Origin of the sequence: Polyangium fumosum (genome assembly GCF_005144585.1) — a bacterium.
Taxonomy (GTDB): domain Bacteria; phylum Myxococcota_A; class Polyangia; order Polyangiales; family Polyangiaceae; genus Polyangium; species Polyangium fumosum.
In genome coordinates, this window is the sequence record NZ_SSMQ01000041.1 from 24,165 (window position 1) to 40,711 (window position 16,547).

A 16,547-nucleotide genomic window follows, 5' to 3' on the forward strand; every position below is an offset into this window, starting at 1 on the left:
CTCGCATCCGCTGGGAGGATAGTCCTTTGGGTCGAGTGTGTCGCTATTTTTGATGCTCGCCCGAGGTGGACTTACGCTGTGGTTGCGTGTAGGTATCGGGTTCGTTCCAACGTTGGGGGAGGATGTCGTGATCAGCGAGGCCGAACGATGGCCGACGGAGCTCCGGCTGCTGAATGGCGCCATGGTGATGGACGGCGGCTCTCTCGTTCTTCACGCCGTGGACCAAGACGACGCGCGGGTCGAGTTCTCCCTGGATTGGTCCATTCAAAGCCAGCGGGAGGGCACGACGCAGTTTTACGTGAATGGCCGGCTCGTCCCCCGAGGGTCGCCCGAAGAGGCACGCTGGCTTTCGCTCCTCGGCGGGGCGGTGCCAAAGCCGCGCAATCCACGGCCGGCGTCCAAGGACGGGGCCAGCTCGAGCGATGGCGTGATCGTGGCCGAAGACGCCGCCGCGTATTGGAATGCAATCGAGCAAGGACCCGCGTCCGCCCTCGTGCACCTGGCAACCCGTTTCGTCACCTTGATCTCGTCGTCAGCCTACCAGGAGGGCTGCGCGCCCGTTCCGCCGCAAGCTCCACAGAATCGCGTCCGATCGCTCGTGATGGAGGGCAAGAGGATGGAAGCCATCAAAGCTTATCGTGAAGCTCATCCCGACGTCGGGATCGTGGCGGCCGGCAGCGCAGTGAAGGCCCTGGGGGCAGAAATGGAGCAGGCGATGCGTCGAGGCAGAATCGTGACCCGAATCCCGGTCGAGGAGCTCTGGACGGACGATGGCGTGCTGGCCGCGACGCGCCTCCGTACCCTTGACCGCGTCGCCATTCGCGACCTCTTACGCCGGGGTCCCGTTCGGTTCGTGGTCGCCGATGTCGGCCACGACCTGAGATGGATCCCACCCGCCGAAAGATTCGATTTCTGGAAACGGGACGGCGAGATCCACTTCGCCCTGACGAAAGAGGTTCACCTCGATGATCTCCCCGACGGCATGGCCTACCTGGCGTCCGAATGGACCGTTGCCGGCGACGAGGCCCCCGTCCTCCTTCTGGAAGTTTACCATTGAAGGATGAAAGGCGCTGCGCGCCCCGGAGGCGAGCGGTCGTACCCGCAAAAGCACGTCCTTTAAGGCTTCTTCTGCCTCGCAGGACGATACCCTCGCTTCGGATATTACCGCCCACGTCCGGGGCGCGCAGCCGAAGTCTGTGCTCCATCATTTGAATCAAAATCGCATTTCTGTCAAGGGCTTTTTGCCCGTGCGCGTATCAGGCGGCGGCGCTCGTGCGGCGCAGGAGGGTGCCCGCCGCGCCCGCAATCCATACCTCGCCGGGGCCGGTCCCGCTGATCGCGTGCAATGCCTCCGTCGTCCCGCTCTTCTGTAGCTTCCACGTCGTGCCCCCATCCGACGTATGCAGGATCGTTCCACCGCGCCCCACGGCATAGACGTCTCCGGGGCCGCTGCCCCATACTGCGTACAGGTTCTCGGTCGTCCCGCTCGTCTGCGCGGTCCACTGCATTCCGTCGGTCGAATGCAGGATCTTGCCCCCCGCGCCGACCACGTACACGTCGTTCGGGCCACTTCCCCATACGCCGAAGAGATCCCGCGAGGTCCCGCTCGGCGTCGACTGGAAACCGTTGTCCGTCTTGTACAGGAGGGTCCCCGCGCCTCCGACGACGTAGGCATGCCCGTGCGAGGACGCCCAGACCGCATGCAGGGGATAGGATTTTGATGGAACGGGCAGGGGCTGCCACGCCGTGCCCGACGTCGTTGATTGGAGAATCGTCCCCGCGTCGCCGACGGCATACACGAGCCCCGAGCCCGAGCCCGCGATGCCATTCAAGGAGACGTTCGTGTTGCTCGCGATGGGGACCCACGCCCCGCCCGGCTTCGGGCAGCGCAGGACGAGCCCATTGCCACCCACGGCGCAGAGCTCGCCCGCGCCGCTGCCCCACACGGCGTGCAGGCGCTGGCCGGTCGCGTCGCTCGCGGGGCCGAATGTCTCGCCGTCCGGCGACCACAAAAGGACGCCGAGCTTTCCCACGGCGTAAACGTCGCCCGAGGATCTCGCGTGAATGCCGTAGAGGCTCTCCGTCGTGCCGGAATAGAGCGCCTTCCACGGATCGACGGGCGCGCCCCCCGGGCCCGTGAGCTCGGCCCCGGGCGGGAGCGCCGAGAAGCTCATCGTGAGCCTCGCCAGATAGGCTGGATCCGGCGTGACGCCGGCCTCGGGGTTCGGCACTTCGAGCAAGACCTCGAGGCCCTTTTGCGACAGGATCGCCGGCACCTCCACCTTGAGCTCGGAGACGGCGAATCCGTCCGACTGCTCGACCTTCGCGAGCGACGTGCGGAACGCGGAGAGAAAATGCGTGAGCGTGACGAATGCCATGACGTTACCTCCGGTTCCCCGTGATCATTTCGTCGAAGCGGGCGCGAGGGGCGGAAAGGTGCCGGCGCGGAAGTCGATACGCACGCTGCCGACGAGCTCCATGCTCTTCGAAGCGGCGATCGAGCGTTCATTGGCGACCCGCACGCGCACGCCGAGCGAGGACGCAGGTTTCGGCGATAAGGCCGTACTGCCCGGCGTGGGGCTCGGGGACGAGACCTCGGATTGCGTGATCGTCATCGTCACCTTCGTGCAGATCTGGCCCCCCGTGACCACGATGTTCGGCAACCCTGCGCGGAGCAAGGCCGTCACGCGCGCGTGGGTGAGCGACGCGTCCCTCCGGATCTTCGCCGTGACGAGCGAGAGGAGGTTCGCCTTCTGCACGAACCACGGAAAGACGGCGCTCTGGGACGGCTCGACGAGCTCGCTCACGAGCCGAGGCGCGCCGGACACGTCCGTCGCCACGACGCGATGAAAATGGGCGAGGAAGGGCTCCCTCCGCGCCTCGGCGAAATAAAGAGGGTCCGGAATCTCCGCGGTCGGGAGCACGAGCAGGGGGAGGACGACCGTCCGGATGTAGGTTTCGACGGTCGCCTGCTTTTCCGCCTCCGTGAGGCCGAGGATCTTTTCTTGATACGCTTCGAGCGGCATTCCAACCTCGGCGGCGAGATCGGCGTACGCCTCGGCCTGCTCCATGGCCGAATCCGTGATCGAGCGGAAGACATCCCGCACGAGCGTCGTCGTGAGATCGGCGAGCGGAAACTCCAGGTTGGTCGTCATGCACGTTCCTCCAAGGCGTCCGCGCGCGGGGCGAGGACGACCACGATCCGGGAGAGCAAATGGGCTGCGCGCGGGCGGCGGAGCCCGATACGAACGCCGCGCGCGTGGCAGATGATCGAGGCCGGTATGTCGATCTCGATTCGCTCGATCGAGACGGGCGCCGGGGCGATGCCTTGGCCCGCCCCGGCGCCCTCGAGCTCGATCGCACGAGCGCTCGCGCTCGCAGCCTCTCGGCGCAGCGCCTCCACGAATTCACCGAGCTCGCCGTGGTTCATGGGCCTCTTCCCAGGCGCTCAGGGGCCGGCGGGCGCCGCCGGATCAAACGACGGGAAATAATCCGACCGGAACTTCAGCTCCACCTCGCCCATGATTTCGGCGTCGAGGGTCGTGACCGCGGTCTTTTGCTCGTTCACGACGTTGACCTTGAGCGTGGTGGACTGCTTGGTCCTGGCCCCGCCGAGCTGGAACCCGAGGGCGCGCTTCAGCACCGAGCCGCTGAGGCTGCCGCCGATGTTCGAGGCCTGCACCGTGTAATCGGTCGTCGCGCTGGACGACTGCTGCGCGTCGGATTCGGACGCGGACACGTGGAATGTTATCTTGGTCGCGATGCGGCCCTCGGTGATCACGAGCTTCTGCATGCCGAGCTTCAGGATCGTGAGGAGCTTGTCATACGAGGCCTTGAGCTCCTTGCGGAACTTCGCGAGCGTGAAGGCATAAAGGCGCTCGGCGGGCATCTCGTTGTTCGCGGTGAGGACTTGGTTGTCGTAGATCGTGCGCTCGATGGGGCTCAATTCGCCGGCGAACTTTACGGGGACGACGACGCCCGCGTAATGCGCCTTGAAATCCGCGAGCTTCGTCGCGTCGATCTTGATCGTGTCCGGCGTGTAGACGGCACCGGCGCGCGAGAACGTGGTCCAGCCCGCGTCGCCGAAGGTCGGTCGAATGAAGTTCGCGATGTACTTGATGACGTCGCCCGTATTGCCTTCCAGGTTGGGGAAGGTGCGCTGCTCGTAGGCTTCGAGCGAGCCGGAGACGCTGGCGACGAGCTCGGTGTACGCTTCGAGCTGCTCCATCGTCGAATCGACGATCGTGCCGAAGACGTTGCGGACGAGGCCGGACGTGAAGTCCACGAAAGTATCGAGCACGGCCTGTCCCTTGAGGACGGCGTCGATCGCCCGACCCGTGGCAGATTCCTCGAGCTTGTTGAGTTCGAGTGGTCCCATACTAAGGATCCTCCAATTCTTCGCGGGCCCGTCCCTCCCCATGAACCCACAACCACGCGGGTACATGGGCGGCGCAATCTTGTGGCCATGCCATCGACCACACGGATGGCATTCGCGAAGTATTTGTAGTGAACAAAAATCGCGAGCCGGTCAATGCAAGAATGTCACACGAATGGGACATTCTTTGTCCATCGCCGGATTGACAATGCGCGCGGAAGATTCCACGTCGCCCACGGCGGGATTCCTGCGAGGGGGCGCGGGCGCCTGGCGGGATCGGCTCTTGCGGCGCTAAGGCGCCGGGCTCAATCCTCGCGCACGAGGAGCTTGCGCAGGAGCTCCAGCGGATGGAAGCCGAGCATCTCTTCGAGCTCTCCATGCTGCGCGCTTTTCGCGGCCCGATCCCACAATCGCTCGATCGACCCCGCCACCACGCCGTTCGAATCGACGCGCTCCATCACCTTGCGCATCGCCAAAAACGCCGCGCGGCTCGCGTCGATCCCCAGCGGAATCGCCATCGGCGCCGGGAGCGGCGAAAGGATGATGTCGCGCACGAACGCTGCGCGCGCCCACGCGCCCGGGCTCGGGTCCACTTCGAGCGCGCGGAAGCTCGCCGTCTCCGCATAACAGCCGAACGCGATGGGCCCGACGCGATCCTCGATCGCATGCGAGAGGTGCCGGTAGTCGCGGCGCCAGTCGCCCGAGAGCAGGCCCATGTCGCCGCGGATCTCGTCGGGGCCGAGGATCAAGCTGATGCCGTCCTGTCCGCGACGCAGCGCCACGCTCGTCCAGAGCTCGCCGCCCTCGAAGATGCCGAGCACCAGCGCCTTGCCGATCGGGCACACCGCGTCGAGGCTCGTGCGCACCATGCCCGGCGTCGGGATCGGGACACCACGCAGGCGCAGCGGCCAGGCCGAGAGGCGGCCCGCCGCGAGCTCGGCCTGCGCGAGCGAGAAGAGCGTGAGCGTCTGCGTGGCGAGGTCGTCGCCTTTGCGCGCGCGCGAAGCGAAGCGCTCCATGATCCGCTCGAGCGTGCCGCTCTCGAGCACGATGCAGAAGCTCGCCTCGTGGCGCTTCGCGAGCTCCTCGGCGGTCATCGGCCACGTGATGTCACCCGTGCCGAGGCGGCCGACGGTCGTGTGCAGGAGCTTGCGGAGGCGGCCGTGGTCGTGGATGGCGATCACGCCGCCGCGCGGGCGGTTTGGATCACGCAGCTCGCCCGTGGTGCGTCGGGGCCGAAAGAGCGACAGGACGCGGACCCAGTCCGTCGCGGTGAACCCCTCGAAGCGTACGTGGGGGGAGAGCACGGCGGCGCAGGGTAGCCCGAGGCGCGGAGGTTGTCAGGTCCCGCTCTCGGCCGCGGGCTTCTTCTTCTTGCGCTTCTTCTTCTTGCCCTTGTCGTCCTCGGGCTTCTTGGTCTTGCCCTCGTCCTTCGGCTCCGCCGAGGCAGGCTGCGTCGCCGATGCCTCGCCCTCGCTCGCGCCTTCGGCCGTGTCCTTGCTGCGGTAGTGCGAGAAGCCGAGCTTCTCGTAGTAGCCTGGCTTGCCCGTCTGTCCGGGCTCGCGGCTCTCGATCGTGCCGCCGCCGGGCTGGGGCTCGGTGACGCCCGGCGTACGGATGTCGGGGCCCTGCGTGACCACGAGGTACTCGTCCACGACGTACTCGGGGTGCTCGTCGTCCTTCGCCTTGGTGTCGAGTTCCTTCGGGCCCGTGCCGACGTTGATGATCTGCGCCGTCGGCGGGTACGAGTCGCTCCACTTGTAACGAAGCGCGTGCGCGCCGTCGCGCACGACGCGCGAGCTCGTGGTCTTGAAGCCGGGGATGCCGCGCTGCGCGAGCACGCGCATGCCCTCGGGGAGCTTCGGCGTCTGGCGCTCGACCTCCTCGAACGGGAGGGTCGCGTCGATGCGCCGGAAGTACGTGACCGTGTGGCGGCGCTCGGGGCCGAGGATCTCGGCACGTACGACGCCGTTCGAAACCGTCTCGTGCAGGACGATCGGGAAGTCGAAGGGGTTGCGGAAGCGGAAGCTGATCGTCGGGTAGACGACGGTCGCGTCGAGGCCGAGCTTGATGTAGGAGCTCGGCCGCGAGTGCGGGTAGCGCTCGACGATGTCGAGGCCGGCGAAGAACGCCGCGCCGTGCAGGGTGCCGGAGATCTGGCAGGTGCCGCCGCCGAGGCCGTCGACGAGCTCGCCCTGCGCGATGACGGTCGCGACGCGGTAGCCGTGCGCCTCGTCGCGTGGGCCGACGACGTCGTTGAAGTCGAAGATCTCGCCGGGCATGACGACGGCGCCGTCGAGCTTCGAGGCCGCGAGGCGAAGGTTGTACGTGCGGTCCCGCGTGCGTTCGCCTTGTGTGTAGCGCGTCTCGAAGTAGCCGAGCACGTGGCCGAACTCGACGTTGCCGAGCTGCTCGGCGCGGCGCTTCGGCGGGACGGTCTCGACGGCGGCCGCGACCTCGTCCGCGCCCTGGCGGAAGGCCGCGTCGATGCGCGCGATCGTGCCGTAGACGTCGAGCCGGTGGCCGTCCTTCTCGGGGACGAGTTTTTTCTGGGCGAGGTCGACGTAGGCGTCGGTCGCGGCCGCGTCGAGCTCGCTCTTCAGCGCGAGGAGTTTGTCGACGGCGGCCTCGGCGTCGAGGATGAGCGGCAAGGGGACGTCGAGCGGCTTGCCGGGGTTCGTGCTGTCGTGGGCGCGGCGGAGGGGGCTCTCGGGGCGGAGCGCCTCGCGCACGAAGCCGGCGAGGCGGACGCGGTCGATCTCGGCGCCGAGCGCGCCGCGGCGGATCTTGCGGCCCGTGCCGTCGGGCAGCTTGATCGTGATCTCGCCGGTCGCGTACCTGCGCACGAGGTCGAGCGCGTTCGCGACGGGATCCCCCTGCATCGGCACGGTCATGCCGGCGACGTGCAGCGCGGGCGTGGGATGCACGACGGGCGCCTCGGGCGCGGGCGGCAGGAGGAGCCACGTGATGCCGAGGCCGGAGGCGATCGCGACGGCGGCCATCGCCGCATACCGTTTCACCTCGGAGGATCGCGGGGCTCGCATCGCCCGGGCATCTTGGAAAGAGAGGGGCGAGGCGTCAAGGGAACGGCGCACTGCAACAGTGTTGCAAAAGCATCCGGGGTGGTTTAGAAGAGACGTCGTGGCACGGCGGTTCGTTGGTCGACCGCCGTGCATCACGCCGCTCGCGGGGGCGCGGGTTCCGGGACCGCTTCTTCTCCGCGCCCTCGCGAGCGTTTTTCTGACAGCGCGCTAGCGCGCTTCGTCAGCGACAAAACCCTTCCAGCGGCGCATGTAGTTGACGAAGGTCTCGCCGAGGCCCCGCGCGCGAAGCTCGTCGGGCGTGGCCGGAGGCCTCGTCGGCTGCCACGCGGGGTCCCGCGAAGCGCGCGGCCAGTCGGGGTTCAGGATGGCGGCGCGGCCGAGCGCGAGGGCGTCGGCGCCTTGTTCGAGGAGCGACGTGGCCTCGGCGCGCGTCCAAATCTTGCCCGCGACGAGGAGCGGGACGTCCGCCGGGAGCGCGCGGCGGAAGAGCGGGATGGGATGCTCGTCGGGGCGCTTCTTCGTGTTCGCGAAGCTGTCCCAGAGCGAGACGTGGAGGAAGTCGATCCCGTCGTCGGCGAGCCACCCGGAGAGCGTGAGGTTCTCGTCGAGGTCGAGGCCCTTCGACTGCGCCATGTCCTCGGGCGAGATGCGCATGCCGACGAGGAACGACGCGGGCACGGCGGCACGGACGGCGCGCGTGGCTTCGCGCATGAGGCGCGCGCGGTTCTCCAGGGAGCCGCCGTAGGCGTCGTCGCGCTTGTTGCCGGTGGCGCTCAGGAACTGGCCGAGGAGGTAGCCGTGCGCGCCGTGCAGCTCGACGCCGTCGAAGCCCGCGCGGCTCGCGCGCACGGCGGCGTCGCGGAACGCGGCGATCACGCGCTCGATGTCCTCGCTCGTCGCGGCGCGTGGGTTCGCAGGGTCGCTCTCCATCTCGCTCGCGCTCCACGGGCGCGTACCGATGAGGCGCGCGTCGGCGCGTGCGCCGCCGTGGAAGATCTGCACCATGGAGACGGCGCCGTGCTCGCGCAGCGTGGTGGCGAGGCGCGTGAGGCCCGGCAGGAGCCGATCGTCGAAGATGCCGAGCTCGCCGTCCCAGCCCTGGCCGTCCTGCGTGACGTGCGAGGCGCAGGTGGTGATGACGCCGAAGCCGCCTTCGGCGCGGAGCTTCAGCCAGCGGTGCTCGTCGTCGGAGAGCGCGCCGTCGGCGTGGCTCTGGAGGTTCGTCATCGCGGCGAGGGCGACACGATTGCGGGCCGTGCGGCCGTTGCGGAAGGTGAGCGGTTCGAAGAGGTCTTTCGAGGCCATCGTGCGGCGAGGCTAGCAGCGCCGGAGGCGCGGGCCATCCTCGGACACACAATGTCCGAGTGGCGGGCTTCGTTCATTGAAATGCGCCGGGCGATCCATTAAAGAAAGCAGACGTACCGCGGCCCGGAAGAGGGACGTGGCGAGGGCGGGCCGGACGCGCCGGCTGCCCGCGCTGCGCGGCGCGCGGACACGACGTGTTTTCACGAGGCTCGCATGAACCTTGCTGCACAGCGCTCGCCCGCGGCGCGCTCGAGCGTGGACGCTCGTTTCGTCGCCGATGAATTCCTCAGCCTTCGCGGCCGCGCCGTTCGATGGGAGCTCGCCGCATGGTCGGGGGCGATCTCGCAGGCGCTCGCCCGCGCGCTCGCGCAGAGCCGCGAGGAGCGGCTGCCGGCGCTCGCGCCGTGCTTCGAGGAGGCGACGATCGTCGCAGGGCACCTCGGCAGGCACGAGGACGCGCGCCGCATCGCCGAGGCCGCGGTCCGTTTTTATGCGACGACCGCGCGGCAGAAACGATCGGCCGAGGCGCTCGCGTTCGCCGTCTCCGCGCTCGTCGGGCTCGGCGCCGCGGAGCGCGCGGCAGGTCGCCTCGACGAGGCGCTCTTGCACCTCGGGCGCGTGCGCTCGCTCGGGCTCGGCGCGGAGATCGGCGCGGGGCTCTTGCGCGTGTCGCGCGCGCAATGGGAGAGCGTGCTCGCGCTCGAGCCGGCCGCGGCGCGGGCGATCGCGCTCGCGTCGGCGACGGAGGCGCTCTCGGCGTTGCTCGCGGCGCGCAGGCTCGAAGACGTCGTCTCGCTCGCGCTCGTGTCGCGCCGCGGCGCGACCGATCCCCCTGCGCTCGAATGGGCCCGCAAGGAGGCTGCGCTCTCCGCGCTTTGCCACCTCGGCCGCCCTGACGAGGCGCTCGCGCTCGCCGCGCGTTACACGGTGGAGGCGGGCGAGGCCGAGCGGCTCGTCTTCGAGCTGCGCCGCGCCGAGGTGCTCGCGTGTTTTGGCGACGCTTCGAAAGCGCGCGCGCTCGCCGAGGTGGTGCTCGGGCACCTCGAACGCAAATGGCGGTCGCGCCCCGGCACGCTCGAAGACGTGCGGCTCGCCGCGCGCGTGGCGAGGCTCTGCGCAGAGCTCGGCGAGGCGGCCTCGGCCGATTTTTGCTGGGCCGCGCTGGCCGAGGCGCTCGCGATCGGCGACGTGCCGCTGCAAGCGGAGCTGCTCGTGCACATCGTGGAGACGGACTGGGATCAGGAGCGGCGCGACGACGCGTCGGAGCTTTTGCGCGCCGTGGCGCTCGGCTCGGGGTATCGATTGCCGGCGGCCGAGCACCTGATTTCGCCCGAGGACGGACCACGCTCGTCGCGCTCGGCCGATGAACGTGCGCCTGGCTTCACCTCGCTCGTCGCCTCGCTCTGCGCGCTCGATCCGGGGCGGCGCACCTCGTGAACAACGGTAGAACGCCGCGCCGATCGGTGTAGCATCCGTCTCGGCCCGCCATGACCGATCCCACGACCGACCGAATCACCCAGGGCAGCATGCGCACGTCGAGCGGCGCGCCTTTGCCGCTCGAACACACCGACGTCGAGGCCAAGATCGACGGCCCCGTCGCGAGCGTCACGCTGAAGCAGCGTTTTCGCAACACGACGGGCGGGCCCATCGAGGCCGAATACCTCTTCCCGCTCCCGCACGAGGCGTCGGTGCACACGATGCGTTTTCGCATCGGCGCGCGAACGGTCGAGGCCGTCGTCAAGGAAAAGGAAGAAGCGAAGCGGGCCTACGAGGCCGCGCGACGCGAAGGGCGCAGCGCGACGTTGCTCGAACAGGATCGGCCGAACCTGTTCACGCTGAGCGTCGCGAACATTCCGGACGGCGAGACGATCGAGGTGACACTCGGTTATCAGGAGAAGCTCGCGTTCGACGAGGGCGAGTGGCGCTTCGTGTTCCCGATGGTCACGGCCGAGCGCTACCACGCGAGGACGGCCGCCGACGTGCCGGGCGCGGGGGCGATTCGCCCGCCGCGCGCGGCGACGGGCGAGCGAAAAGCGGACGTGAGCGTCAGCGTGGAGATCCGCGCCGGCGTGCCGATCGAGCCGCCGCGCTCGCCCTCGCACCGGCTCGACGTCGAGCCCCTCGAAGGCGGCGCCTTCCGCGTGAAGCTGCACGCGTCGGAGACCGTGCCGAACCGCGATTTCGTGCTCGCCTACCACGCCGCGCACGACAAGGGCGTGCGGCCTCGGGTTCATTTCGAGCGCCAGGCCGACAAGATGGGCACGTTCCTGCTCGTCGTGACGCCGCCCGTCGCGCCGATCGAGGATCTCTCGCTCGCGGAGGCGGGCCCGGGTGGCGATCACCGCACGTTCCGCTGCAACAACTGCGGCGGCGCGCTCCGGGATCCTTCGGTCGTGAAGGAATGGCCGGGCCTCGGGCCGGCGTGGAAATGCGAATACTGCGGCGTGGTCGTGGCGGCGACGCGCGAGCTCGCCAAGGTGGGGCTGCCGCGGGACGTCGTCTTCCTCGTCGATCGATCGTGCTCGATGCGCGGCCAGAGCCTCCCGCAGGCCCGTCGCGCGGTGCGCTTGATCCTCGATCACCTCGGGCCGGGGGATCGCGCGCAGGTGTTCGTGTTCGATCACGACCGGATTGCCGCGGACAAACAGGGGGAGACGTTCGTCCCGGTCACGAAGGAATGGGTCGAAGAGATCGACGTGTTCCTGCGGAGCATGACGGCGCGCGGCGGCACGGAGCTCGAAGAGGCGCTCGTCCGCGCGGCGAAATTGCCCACCGAGAAGGGGCGGACGCGGCTCGTCGTGCTTCTCACGGACGGCGCCGTGGGCAATGAGGGGCGGATCTTCCGGCGCGCGCCGGAGATCCTGGGCAAGGAGACCCGCCTTTACGTGCTCGGCGTGGGGCCTTCCGTGAATCGGTATCTCGTCGAGCGGCTCGCGCGGGCGGGCGGCGGCGCGAGCGACGTGCTTTTGCCCGGCGAGGACGTCGAGACCGTCGTGCCGCGGTTCGCGCGCCGCGTCCGTCAGGCCGGCCCCGTGCTCACGAACCTGCGTTTGTCCTGGGATGATGCCATGCCCGTGGACGTGTATCCGAGCCCGGTGCCCGAGCTGTTTGGGGGACAAACCGTGCAGCTCCTCGGGCGTTTTGCCGGGTCGGGGAAGAGCCGGCTCGTGCTCACGGCGGAGCGCGCGACGGGCGAGCCGTTCCGGCAGGAGGTCGACGTGGAGCTGCCGGAGCAATCCGAGCAGATCCCGGGGCTCGAGCGGCTATGGGCGAGGCTCCGCATCGATGCACGTTTGTCACGGCTCGCCGAGGCGCCCGGCGAGGCGGCCGAGGTGCGCTTGGAGGTGCTCGCGCTCGCGCTCAAGCACAAGCTCCTGAGCCCGTACACGGCGCTCGTGGCCGAGGACAGCGAAAAACGTGTCGAGGGGCCCGCGAAGAAGGTGCAAATGGAGGCCGTGGCCTCGCACGCGGACGGGGGCGAGGACGGATTCGAGGACGCGGAAGATGCGCCGGCCGCGGAAGGCGGAGGGCCGTTCCTCGAAAAGGCGAGGCGGGAGCGAGGGGGCGGTGGCATGGATATGCTCTCCGCGCGATCGCTGTCTGCCCCGCCCGTGGCATCCGCCGGCCCGCGTGCTGCGGCGGCGCGACCCGCGATGGCCAAGGGCGCCGCGCCCCCCGCGCCGGGAGCGCCTCCGCCGCCCTCCCCGGCGTTTGGCGCGCCACCCGCGGCCAAGGCGGCGCCGCCGCCCGACCTCGGCTTGGTCGAAGCGTCCAAGTCCAGGGGCGGCGGAGGGTTTTTCTCGAAGGTGAAGGAAGCCTTCGGGATCGGCGGCAAAGCAAAAGAGGAAGCGGCGTCGGCGACGATGGATTTCATGCCGATGGAGGAGCCCGCGTTGGCGGACGACGACGACGCGCTGTCCATGCCGCCCGACCTCGCGGTTCTCGAATCGAGCGCCCCCGCCCCGAAACCGGTGGCCGCGCCCGCGCCCGCGAGGCCAGCGCCGCAAGGCCGCTCGCAGAATGCGCCGTCGCTGCAATCGAACGACTCCGAGGCGTATTCGCCCGAGATGCTCGCGCGCGTGGCGAGCGCCGGGGTCGGCGAGCTCGATCTCGTGTTCCTCGTCGACGAGACGGGCAGCATGGGCGAATACATCGAGCAGGTGAAGCGCAGGCTCGTCGAGATCATCGACGCCCTCCGTCACGCCCCGCTCTGCCGCAGCCTGCGCCTCGGAATCGTGAGCTACCGCGATCATCCCCCGCAGGATCGCTCCTTCGCGAGCCGCGTCGTGCCCCTCACGGACGATATCGCGTCGATCAAGAAGGGCGTCGAGCGCATGGAGGCCTCGGGCGGCGGCGACGGGCCGGAGTCGGTGACGGACGGGCTCTTCGACCTCGTGCGGCTCGATTGGCGGCCCCGCGCGGCGCGTGTCGTCGTGTGGGTCGGCGACGCGCCGCCGCACGGCGTGGAGCCCTCCGGCGACGCCTTCCCCCAGGGCTGCCCTTGCGGGCACCACTGGTATGCGCAGGCCGAGAACGCCCGCGAGATGGGCATCGTCATTCACGCCGTCGGCTGCCTGCCCACGCTGCGCCAATACGTGGGCGCCGAGGACGTGTTCAAGACGGTGGCGCGGACGGCCCGCGGCCTGTATTTGCCGCTCGAACGCGCGCTCCTCCTCATCCCGATCATCACCGGCGTCGCCGAGACCGAGCTCGACAAGCAACGCATCGAGGAGCACATCGCGGAGGTGCTCGCGAAATACGAAAAAGAGCTCGTCCCGGCCGATCAGGAGGAGCGCGTCCGTTTCGTGACCGACGTCCTCCGCCAGGGAAACGTGCGCCCGCGTGGCCTCGTGTACGACCCTTCGATTCCTGGCCCCTCGCCGCTGCGCTTCCGCGAGATCACGTCGGCCGACGTGGAAGAGGGGATCGAGCGGCTCCGCAGGGTTGCGCGCACCTCCCTGTAAAACCATTCCACTCAGAAGAAGGCCTCGGGCTGCGAGCTCCGCGGATTCGAGGGCCGCTCGCCCGTGATCGCGCGCGCGCTCGCCTGCGCCGCCTGCACGCATTCGCGCAAAAAATGCCGGTAGATGTCGAGCGCGCCGGCGCCGATCTCCGCGAGCTGCTCGGCGGCCTCCGGCATCCCGTCGAGGATCGTCTCCAGCGTCGCGGCATAAAGCGCTGCGCGCTCCACGCCGATGGTCGCGCGCTTTCGCAGCCACGTGAGCCGCTCGGCCATGTCCGCGCCGAGCACGCGCTGGGACTGGAGGAGCAGCCCGATGCTGAGCGCGCTCGTGATGCGCTCGGTTTCGTACTGGATCGCGGCATACCCGAGGGGCAGGTCGGCCCCGAGGACCTCCTCGTTCAGCACGCGATAGGCCCGCATGACGACGGTCGGGCGCTCGGCCAGCATGGCGACGTCGAGGGAGATGCCGCAACGCATGCTGATGATCTGGGCGACAGCGCGCGCGTCGCGCAGGACGAGCGACGCGCGGACGTCTTCCTCCGCCGCGTGCTTGCGGAACGACTGGGCGATGGCGTCGAGCCCGAGCTTGTCGCATTGCTCGGCGGCGCGCCTCGACCAGCGCGCGGTCGGTTGCATGAGATAGGGCGTCCGAGCGAACCATTCGAGCAGGAAGCACTCGACCAGGACGGGGGACGCGTCGGCCGCCAAGATCTCGCCGAGGACGTGGTCATCTTCGACCTCGGCGCGGAGAGAAAGGACGCGTGGTTCGTAGAGGGTCTTCAAGCTGTTCATAGGGAGAACCTCGCGCCGATGTTTTTGCATTCGCCATGCCACGAGAGAAAAAGGCCGAGAAACTGTATCCGTCATGGGATTGTCGAGCCGATTCTGCTCGATTGGCGCTTCGCGGGCCCTCGTTGAGGCGGAAATGGGCTGACGCGCATGCCCTACGGTGATGCTTTGCCTCATCAGGTCTGCGGCGCAGGTTCCCCACCGCGGCGCGCCGCTCCGCACTGGTGCAACTTGGTGCACTTTCACACAGGGAAGTTGACTGTTGACAAGGAAACGTTTTTCGTGTGGAGGGCTCGGCGAGGCGGCCTCGTCGTTGGCGTGGAGGAGGCGGGCGCCTGGGAAAAGGAAGCCGGACCACCGTGTCTACGTTGGACAGCCGCTCCGCGAGGGGACACACGGCCCGCGCTCACCTCGGCGCTGGTTCGAAGCGAACGCCCCGACGCATGGTGGCTTGCGTTTCGGGGCGTGCTCGACCTACGGTTCCGCGAGCGGTGCTGTTCATCGGAACGAAGGGAACGACGAGAACGTGAAGGGGCGCCTCGAGCTCGCAGTCTTCGCCGCGGGCGGCGTCACCCGTCACCCGCTGCCCGCCGAGGGGAAGGTGATCCTCGGCCGCGCCGAGGAGACCGACATCCGGATCGACGACGGCTCGGTGTCGCGCCGTCACGCGCTGATCCACATCGGACCCCCCTTGCGCATCGAGGACCTCGGCAGCGCGAACGGAACCACCGTGCGTCGCGAGAAGGGCGCAGGCGGGACGGTGCGCCTGCTCGACACGCGCGTCGAGCCTGGGAAACTCGTGGAGTTCGGCGTCGGCGACGCCATCAACCTCGGCTCGACGATCCTCGTCGTCCGCAAGCTCGACGACGAGGAGCCCGAGGTGCGCGGCGAGGGGTCGCCGGGCAGCTACGTGATCCGCGACGAGGCGATGAAGCGCCTCTACGCGCTCGCCGAGCGCGTCGCCGAGGGCCCGATCAGCGTGCTTTTGCTCGGCGAGACGGGCGTCGGCAAGGAGGTGCTCGCCGAGACGATCCACCGCAAGTCGCCGCGCGCATCGGGGCCGTTTCTGCGGCTCAACTGCGCGGCGCTCAGCGAGTCGCTGCTCGAGAGCGAGCTCTTCGGTCACGAGAAGGGCGCGTTCACCAACGCCGTGCGCTCGAAGCCCGGCCTCTTCGAAACCGCGGAAAAAGGTACGGTTTTCCTCGACGAGGTCGGCGAGCTGCCGCTCGGCATCCAGGTGAAGCTCTTGCGTGTGCTCGAGGACCGCCAGGTGATGCGCGTCGGCGGGCTCGCGCCGCGCCCCATCGACGTGCGGTTCGTCTCCGCGACGAACCGCGACCTCGCGTTCGAGGTGCAGAGGGGCACGTTCCGCCAGGACCTCTACTTCCGGCTCAACGGCATCGCGCTCTCGATCCCACCCTTGCGCGAGCGGCGTTCGGAGATCGAGCCCCTCGCGCGGACGTTCGCGGCGCGCGCGGCGGCGTCGATCGGCAGGAGCCCGCTGGAGATCACGCGCGAGGCGCTCGCCGCGATGACGAGCTACGAGTGGCCGGGCAACGTGCGCGAGCTGCGCAACGCCATCGAGCGCGCCGTCGTGCTCTGCGAGGGCGCGATCCGGCCCGAGGATCTCGTGCTGGAGGGGCGCGTGCAAGGCACGGCGTCTTCGCCGCGCAACGTGCCGCTCACGGGCACCGTCCCGCTCACGCCGATGGACCCGTCGCTGTCACCGTTCTCGATCGCTGCCGACGACGCGACGTCGCAGCTCCGCGGCAGCGTGGTCGATACGGCCTCGCTCGGCAGCTTGCGAGAAGAGCTCGGCTCGCTCGAGCGGCAGCGCATGATCGACGCGCTCGAAAAATGCGCGGGCAACCAGACCGCGGCGGCGGCGATGCTCGGAATGCCACGACGTACGTTCGTCTCGAAGCTCTCGGCCTACAACATCCCTCGGCCGCGGAAGAAGGGCTAGGGTCGGGGCGGCCCCGTGGGGGGGTCGGGGATTACGATCGCGCGTGAAGCGTAGGATCTTGGTCCCCAGCGCCTGAACTCTGGCATAATGGGGAATCATCCGAGG

The 16,547-nt window shown here is 69.0% G+C and carries 12 protein-coding genes; 4 read left to right on the forward strand and 8 right to left on the reverse strand.

What is annotated here, in order from left to right; translation table 11 throughout:
• The first annotated feature begins 49 nt into the window (after positions 1 to 49).
• Entirely contained in the window at positions 50 to 1,057 is a 1,008-nt protein-coding gene (locus E8A74_RS31805; protein WP_170229529.1) for a hypothetical protein, read from the forward strand.
• Positions 1,058 to 1,256: 199 nt separating this feature from the next.
• Here the strand turns inward: E8A74_RS31805 and E8A74_RS31810 are convergent, their stop codons facing one another.
• The 7 genes from E8A74_RS31810 to E8A74_RS31840 all read right to left on the reverse strand — a co-directional run bounded on the left by E8A74_RS31810 (position 1,257) and on the right by E8A74_RS31840 (position 8,724).
• The gene (locus tag E8A74_RS31810) at positions 1,257 to 2,378 is read right to left on the reverse strand and encodes a sialidase family protein (protein WP_136932874.1); all 1,122 of its coding nucleotides are present in this window, start codon (positions 2,376 to 2,378) and stop codon (positions 1,257 to 1,259) included.
• 24 nt (positions 2,379 to 2,402) lie between these two features.
• Complete coding sequence (locus E8A74_RS31815) at positions 2,403 to 3,155, reverse strand: hypothetical protein (RefSeq protein WP_136932875.1); 753 nt, start codon at positions 3,153 to 3,155, stop codon at positions 2,403 to 2,405.
• Positions 3,152 to 3,430 (reverse strand): hypothetical protein, encoded by a 279-nt coding sequence (locus tag E8A74_RS31820; protein ID WP_136932876.1) that lies wholly within the window; start codon positions 3,428 to 3,430, stop codon positions 3,152 to 3,154. Before E8A74_RS31820 ends, E8A74_RS31815 begins: the two co-directional genes overlap by 4 nt.
• An 18-nt stretch (positions 3,431 to 3,448) precedes the next feature.
• The gene (locus E8A74_RS31825) at positions 3,449 to 4,378 is read right to left on the reverse strand and encodes a hypothetical protein (RefSeq protein WP_136932877.1); all 930 of its coding nucleotides are present in this window, start codon (positions 4,376 to 4,378) and stop codon (positions 3,449 to 3,451) included.
• A gap of 302 nt (positions 4,379 to 4,680) precedes the next feature.
• Positions 4,681 to 5,682, reverse strand: a complete 1,002-nt coding sequence (locus E8A74_RS31830) for a hypothetical protein (RefSeq protein ID WP_136932878.1) — start codon at positions 5,680 to 5,682, stop codon at positions 4,681 to 4,683.
• Positions 5,683 to 5,715: 33 nt separating this feature from the next.
• A complete protein-coding gene (locus E8A74_RS31835; RefSeq protein WP_136932879.1) occupies positions 5,716 to 7,419 on the reverse strand; it encodes a VanW family protein in 1,704 nt (567 codons plus the stop codon).
• 207 nt (positions 7,420 to 7,626) lie between these two features.
• The gene (locus tag E8A74_RS31840; RefSeq protein ID WP_136932880.1) at positions 7,627 to 8,724 is read right to left on the reverse strand and encodes an oxidoreductase; all 1,098 of its coding nucleotides are present in this window, start codon (positions 8,722 to 8,724) and stop codon (positions 7,627 to 7,629) included.
• A gap of 213 nt (positions 8,725 to 8,937) precedes the next feature.
• Between E8A74_RS31840 and E8A74_RS31845 the strand changes: the two genes are divergently transcribed.
• The gene (locus tag E8A74_RS31845) at positions 8,938 to 10,161 is read left to right on the forward strand and encodes a hypothetical protein (RefSeq protein ID WP_136932881.1); all 1,224 of its coding nucleotides are present in this window, start codon (positions 8,938 to 8,940) and stop codon (positions 10,159 to 10,161) included.
• A gap of 50 nt (positions 10,162 to 10,211) precedes the next feature.
• Positions 10,212 to 13,688 carry a VIT domain-containing protein gene (locus E8A74_RS31850; protein WP_136932882.1) on the forward strand — a complete coding sequence of 1,159 codons (3,477 nt, stop codon included), beginning with the start codon at positions 10,212 to 10,214 and terminating at the stop codon, positions 13,686 to 13,688.
• 11 nt (positions 13,689 to 13,699) lie between these two features.
• Here E8A74_RS31850 and E8A74_RS31855 read toward each other — a convergent pair whose 3' ends face one another.
• A complete protein-coding gene (locus E8A74_RS31855) occupies positions 13,700 to 14,479 on the reverse strand; it encodes a hypothetical protein (protein WP_136932883.1) in 780 nt (259 codons plus the stop codon).
• A gap of 523 nt (positions 14,480 to 15,002) precedes the next feature.
• On the opposite strand from E8A74_RS31855, the gene E8A74_RS31860 reads away from it, so the two are divergent.
• Entirely contained in the window at positions 15,003 to 16,442 is a 1,440-nt protein-coding gene (locus E8A74_RS31860) for a sigma 54-interacting transcriptional regulator (RefSeq protein ID WP_136932884.1), read from the forward strand.
• Positions 16,443 to 16,547 lie beyond the last annotated feature (105 nt).

What these genes read in the sequence shown, in the direction of transcription:
- E8A74_RS31850 (WP_136932882.1), top strand. Translation starts at nt 10,212, where the DNA reads ATGACCGATCCCACGACCGACCGAATCACCCAGGGCAGCATGCGCACG.
- E8A74_RS31825 (WP_136932877.1), bottom strand. Translation starts at nt 4,378, where the DNA reads ATGGGACCACTCGAACTCAACAAGCTCGAGGAATCTGCCACGGGTCGG.
- E8A74_RS31845 (WP_136932881.1), top strand. Translation starts at nt 8,938, where the DNA reads ATGAACCTTGCTGCACAGCGCTCGCCCGCGGCGCGCTCGAGCGTGGAC.
- E8A74_RS31840 (WP_136932880.1), bottom strand. Translation starts at nt 8,724, where the DNA reads ATGGCCTCGAAAGACCTCTTCGAACCGCTCACCTTCCGCAACGGCCGC.
- E8A74_RS31820 (WP_136932876.1), bottom strand. Translation starts at nt 3,430, where the DNA reads ATGAACCACGGCGAGCTCGGTGAATTCGTGGAGGCGCTGCGCCGAGAG.
- E8A74_RS31810 (WP_136932874.1), bottom strand. Translation starts at nt 2,378, where the DNA reads ATGGCATTCGTCACGCTCACGCATTTTCTCTCCGCGTTCCGCACGTCG.
- E8A74_RS31835 (WP_136932879.1), bottom strand. Translation starts at nt 7,419, where the DNA reads ATGCGAGCCCCGCGATCCTCCGAGGTGAAACGGTATGCGGCGATGGCC.
- E8A74_RS31815 (WP_136932875.1), bottom strand. Translation starts at nt 3,155, where the DNA reads ATGACGACCAACCTGGAGTTTCCGCTCGCCGATCTCACGACGACGCTC.
- E8A74_RS31855 (WP_136932883.1), bottom strand. Translation starts at nt 14,479, where the DNA reads ATGAACAGCTTGAAGACCCTCTACGAACCACGCGTCCTTTCTCTCCGC.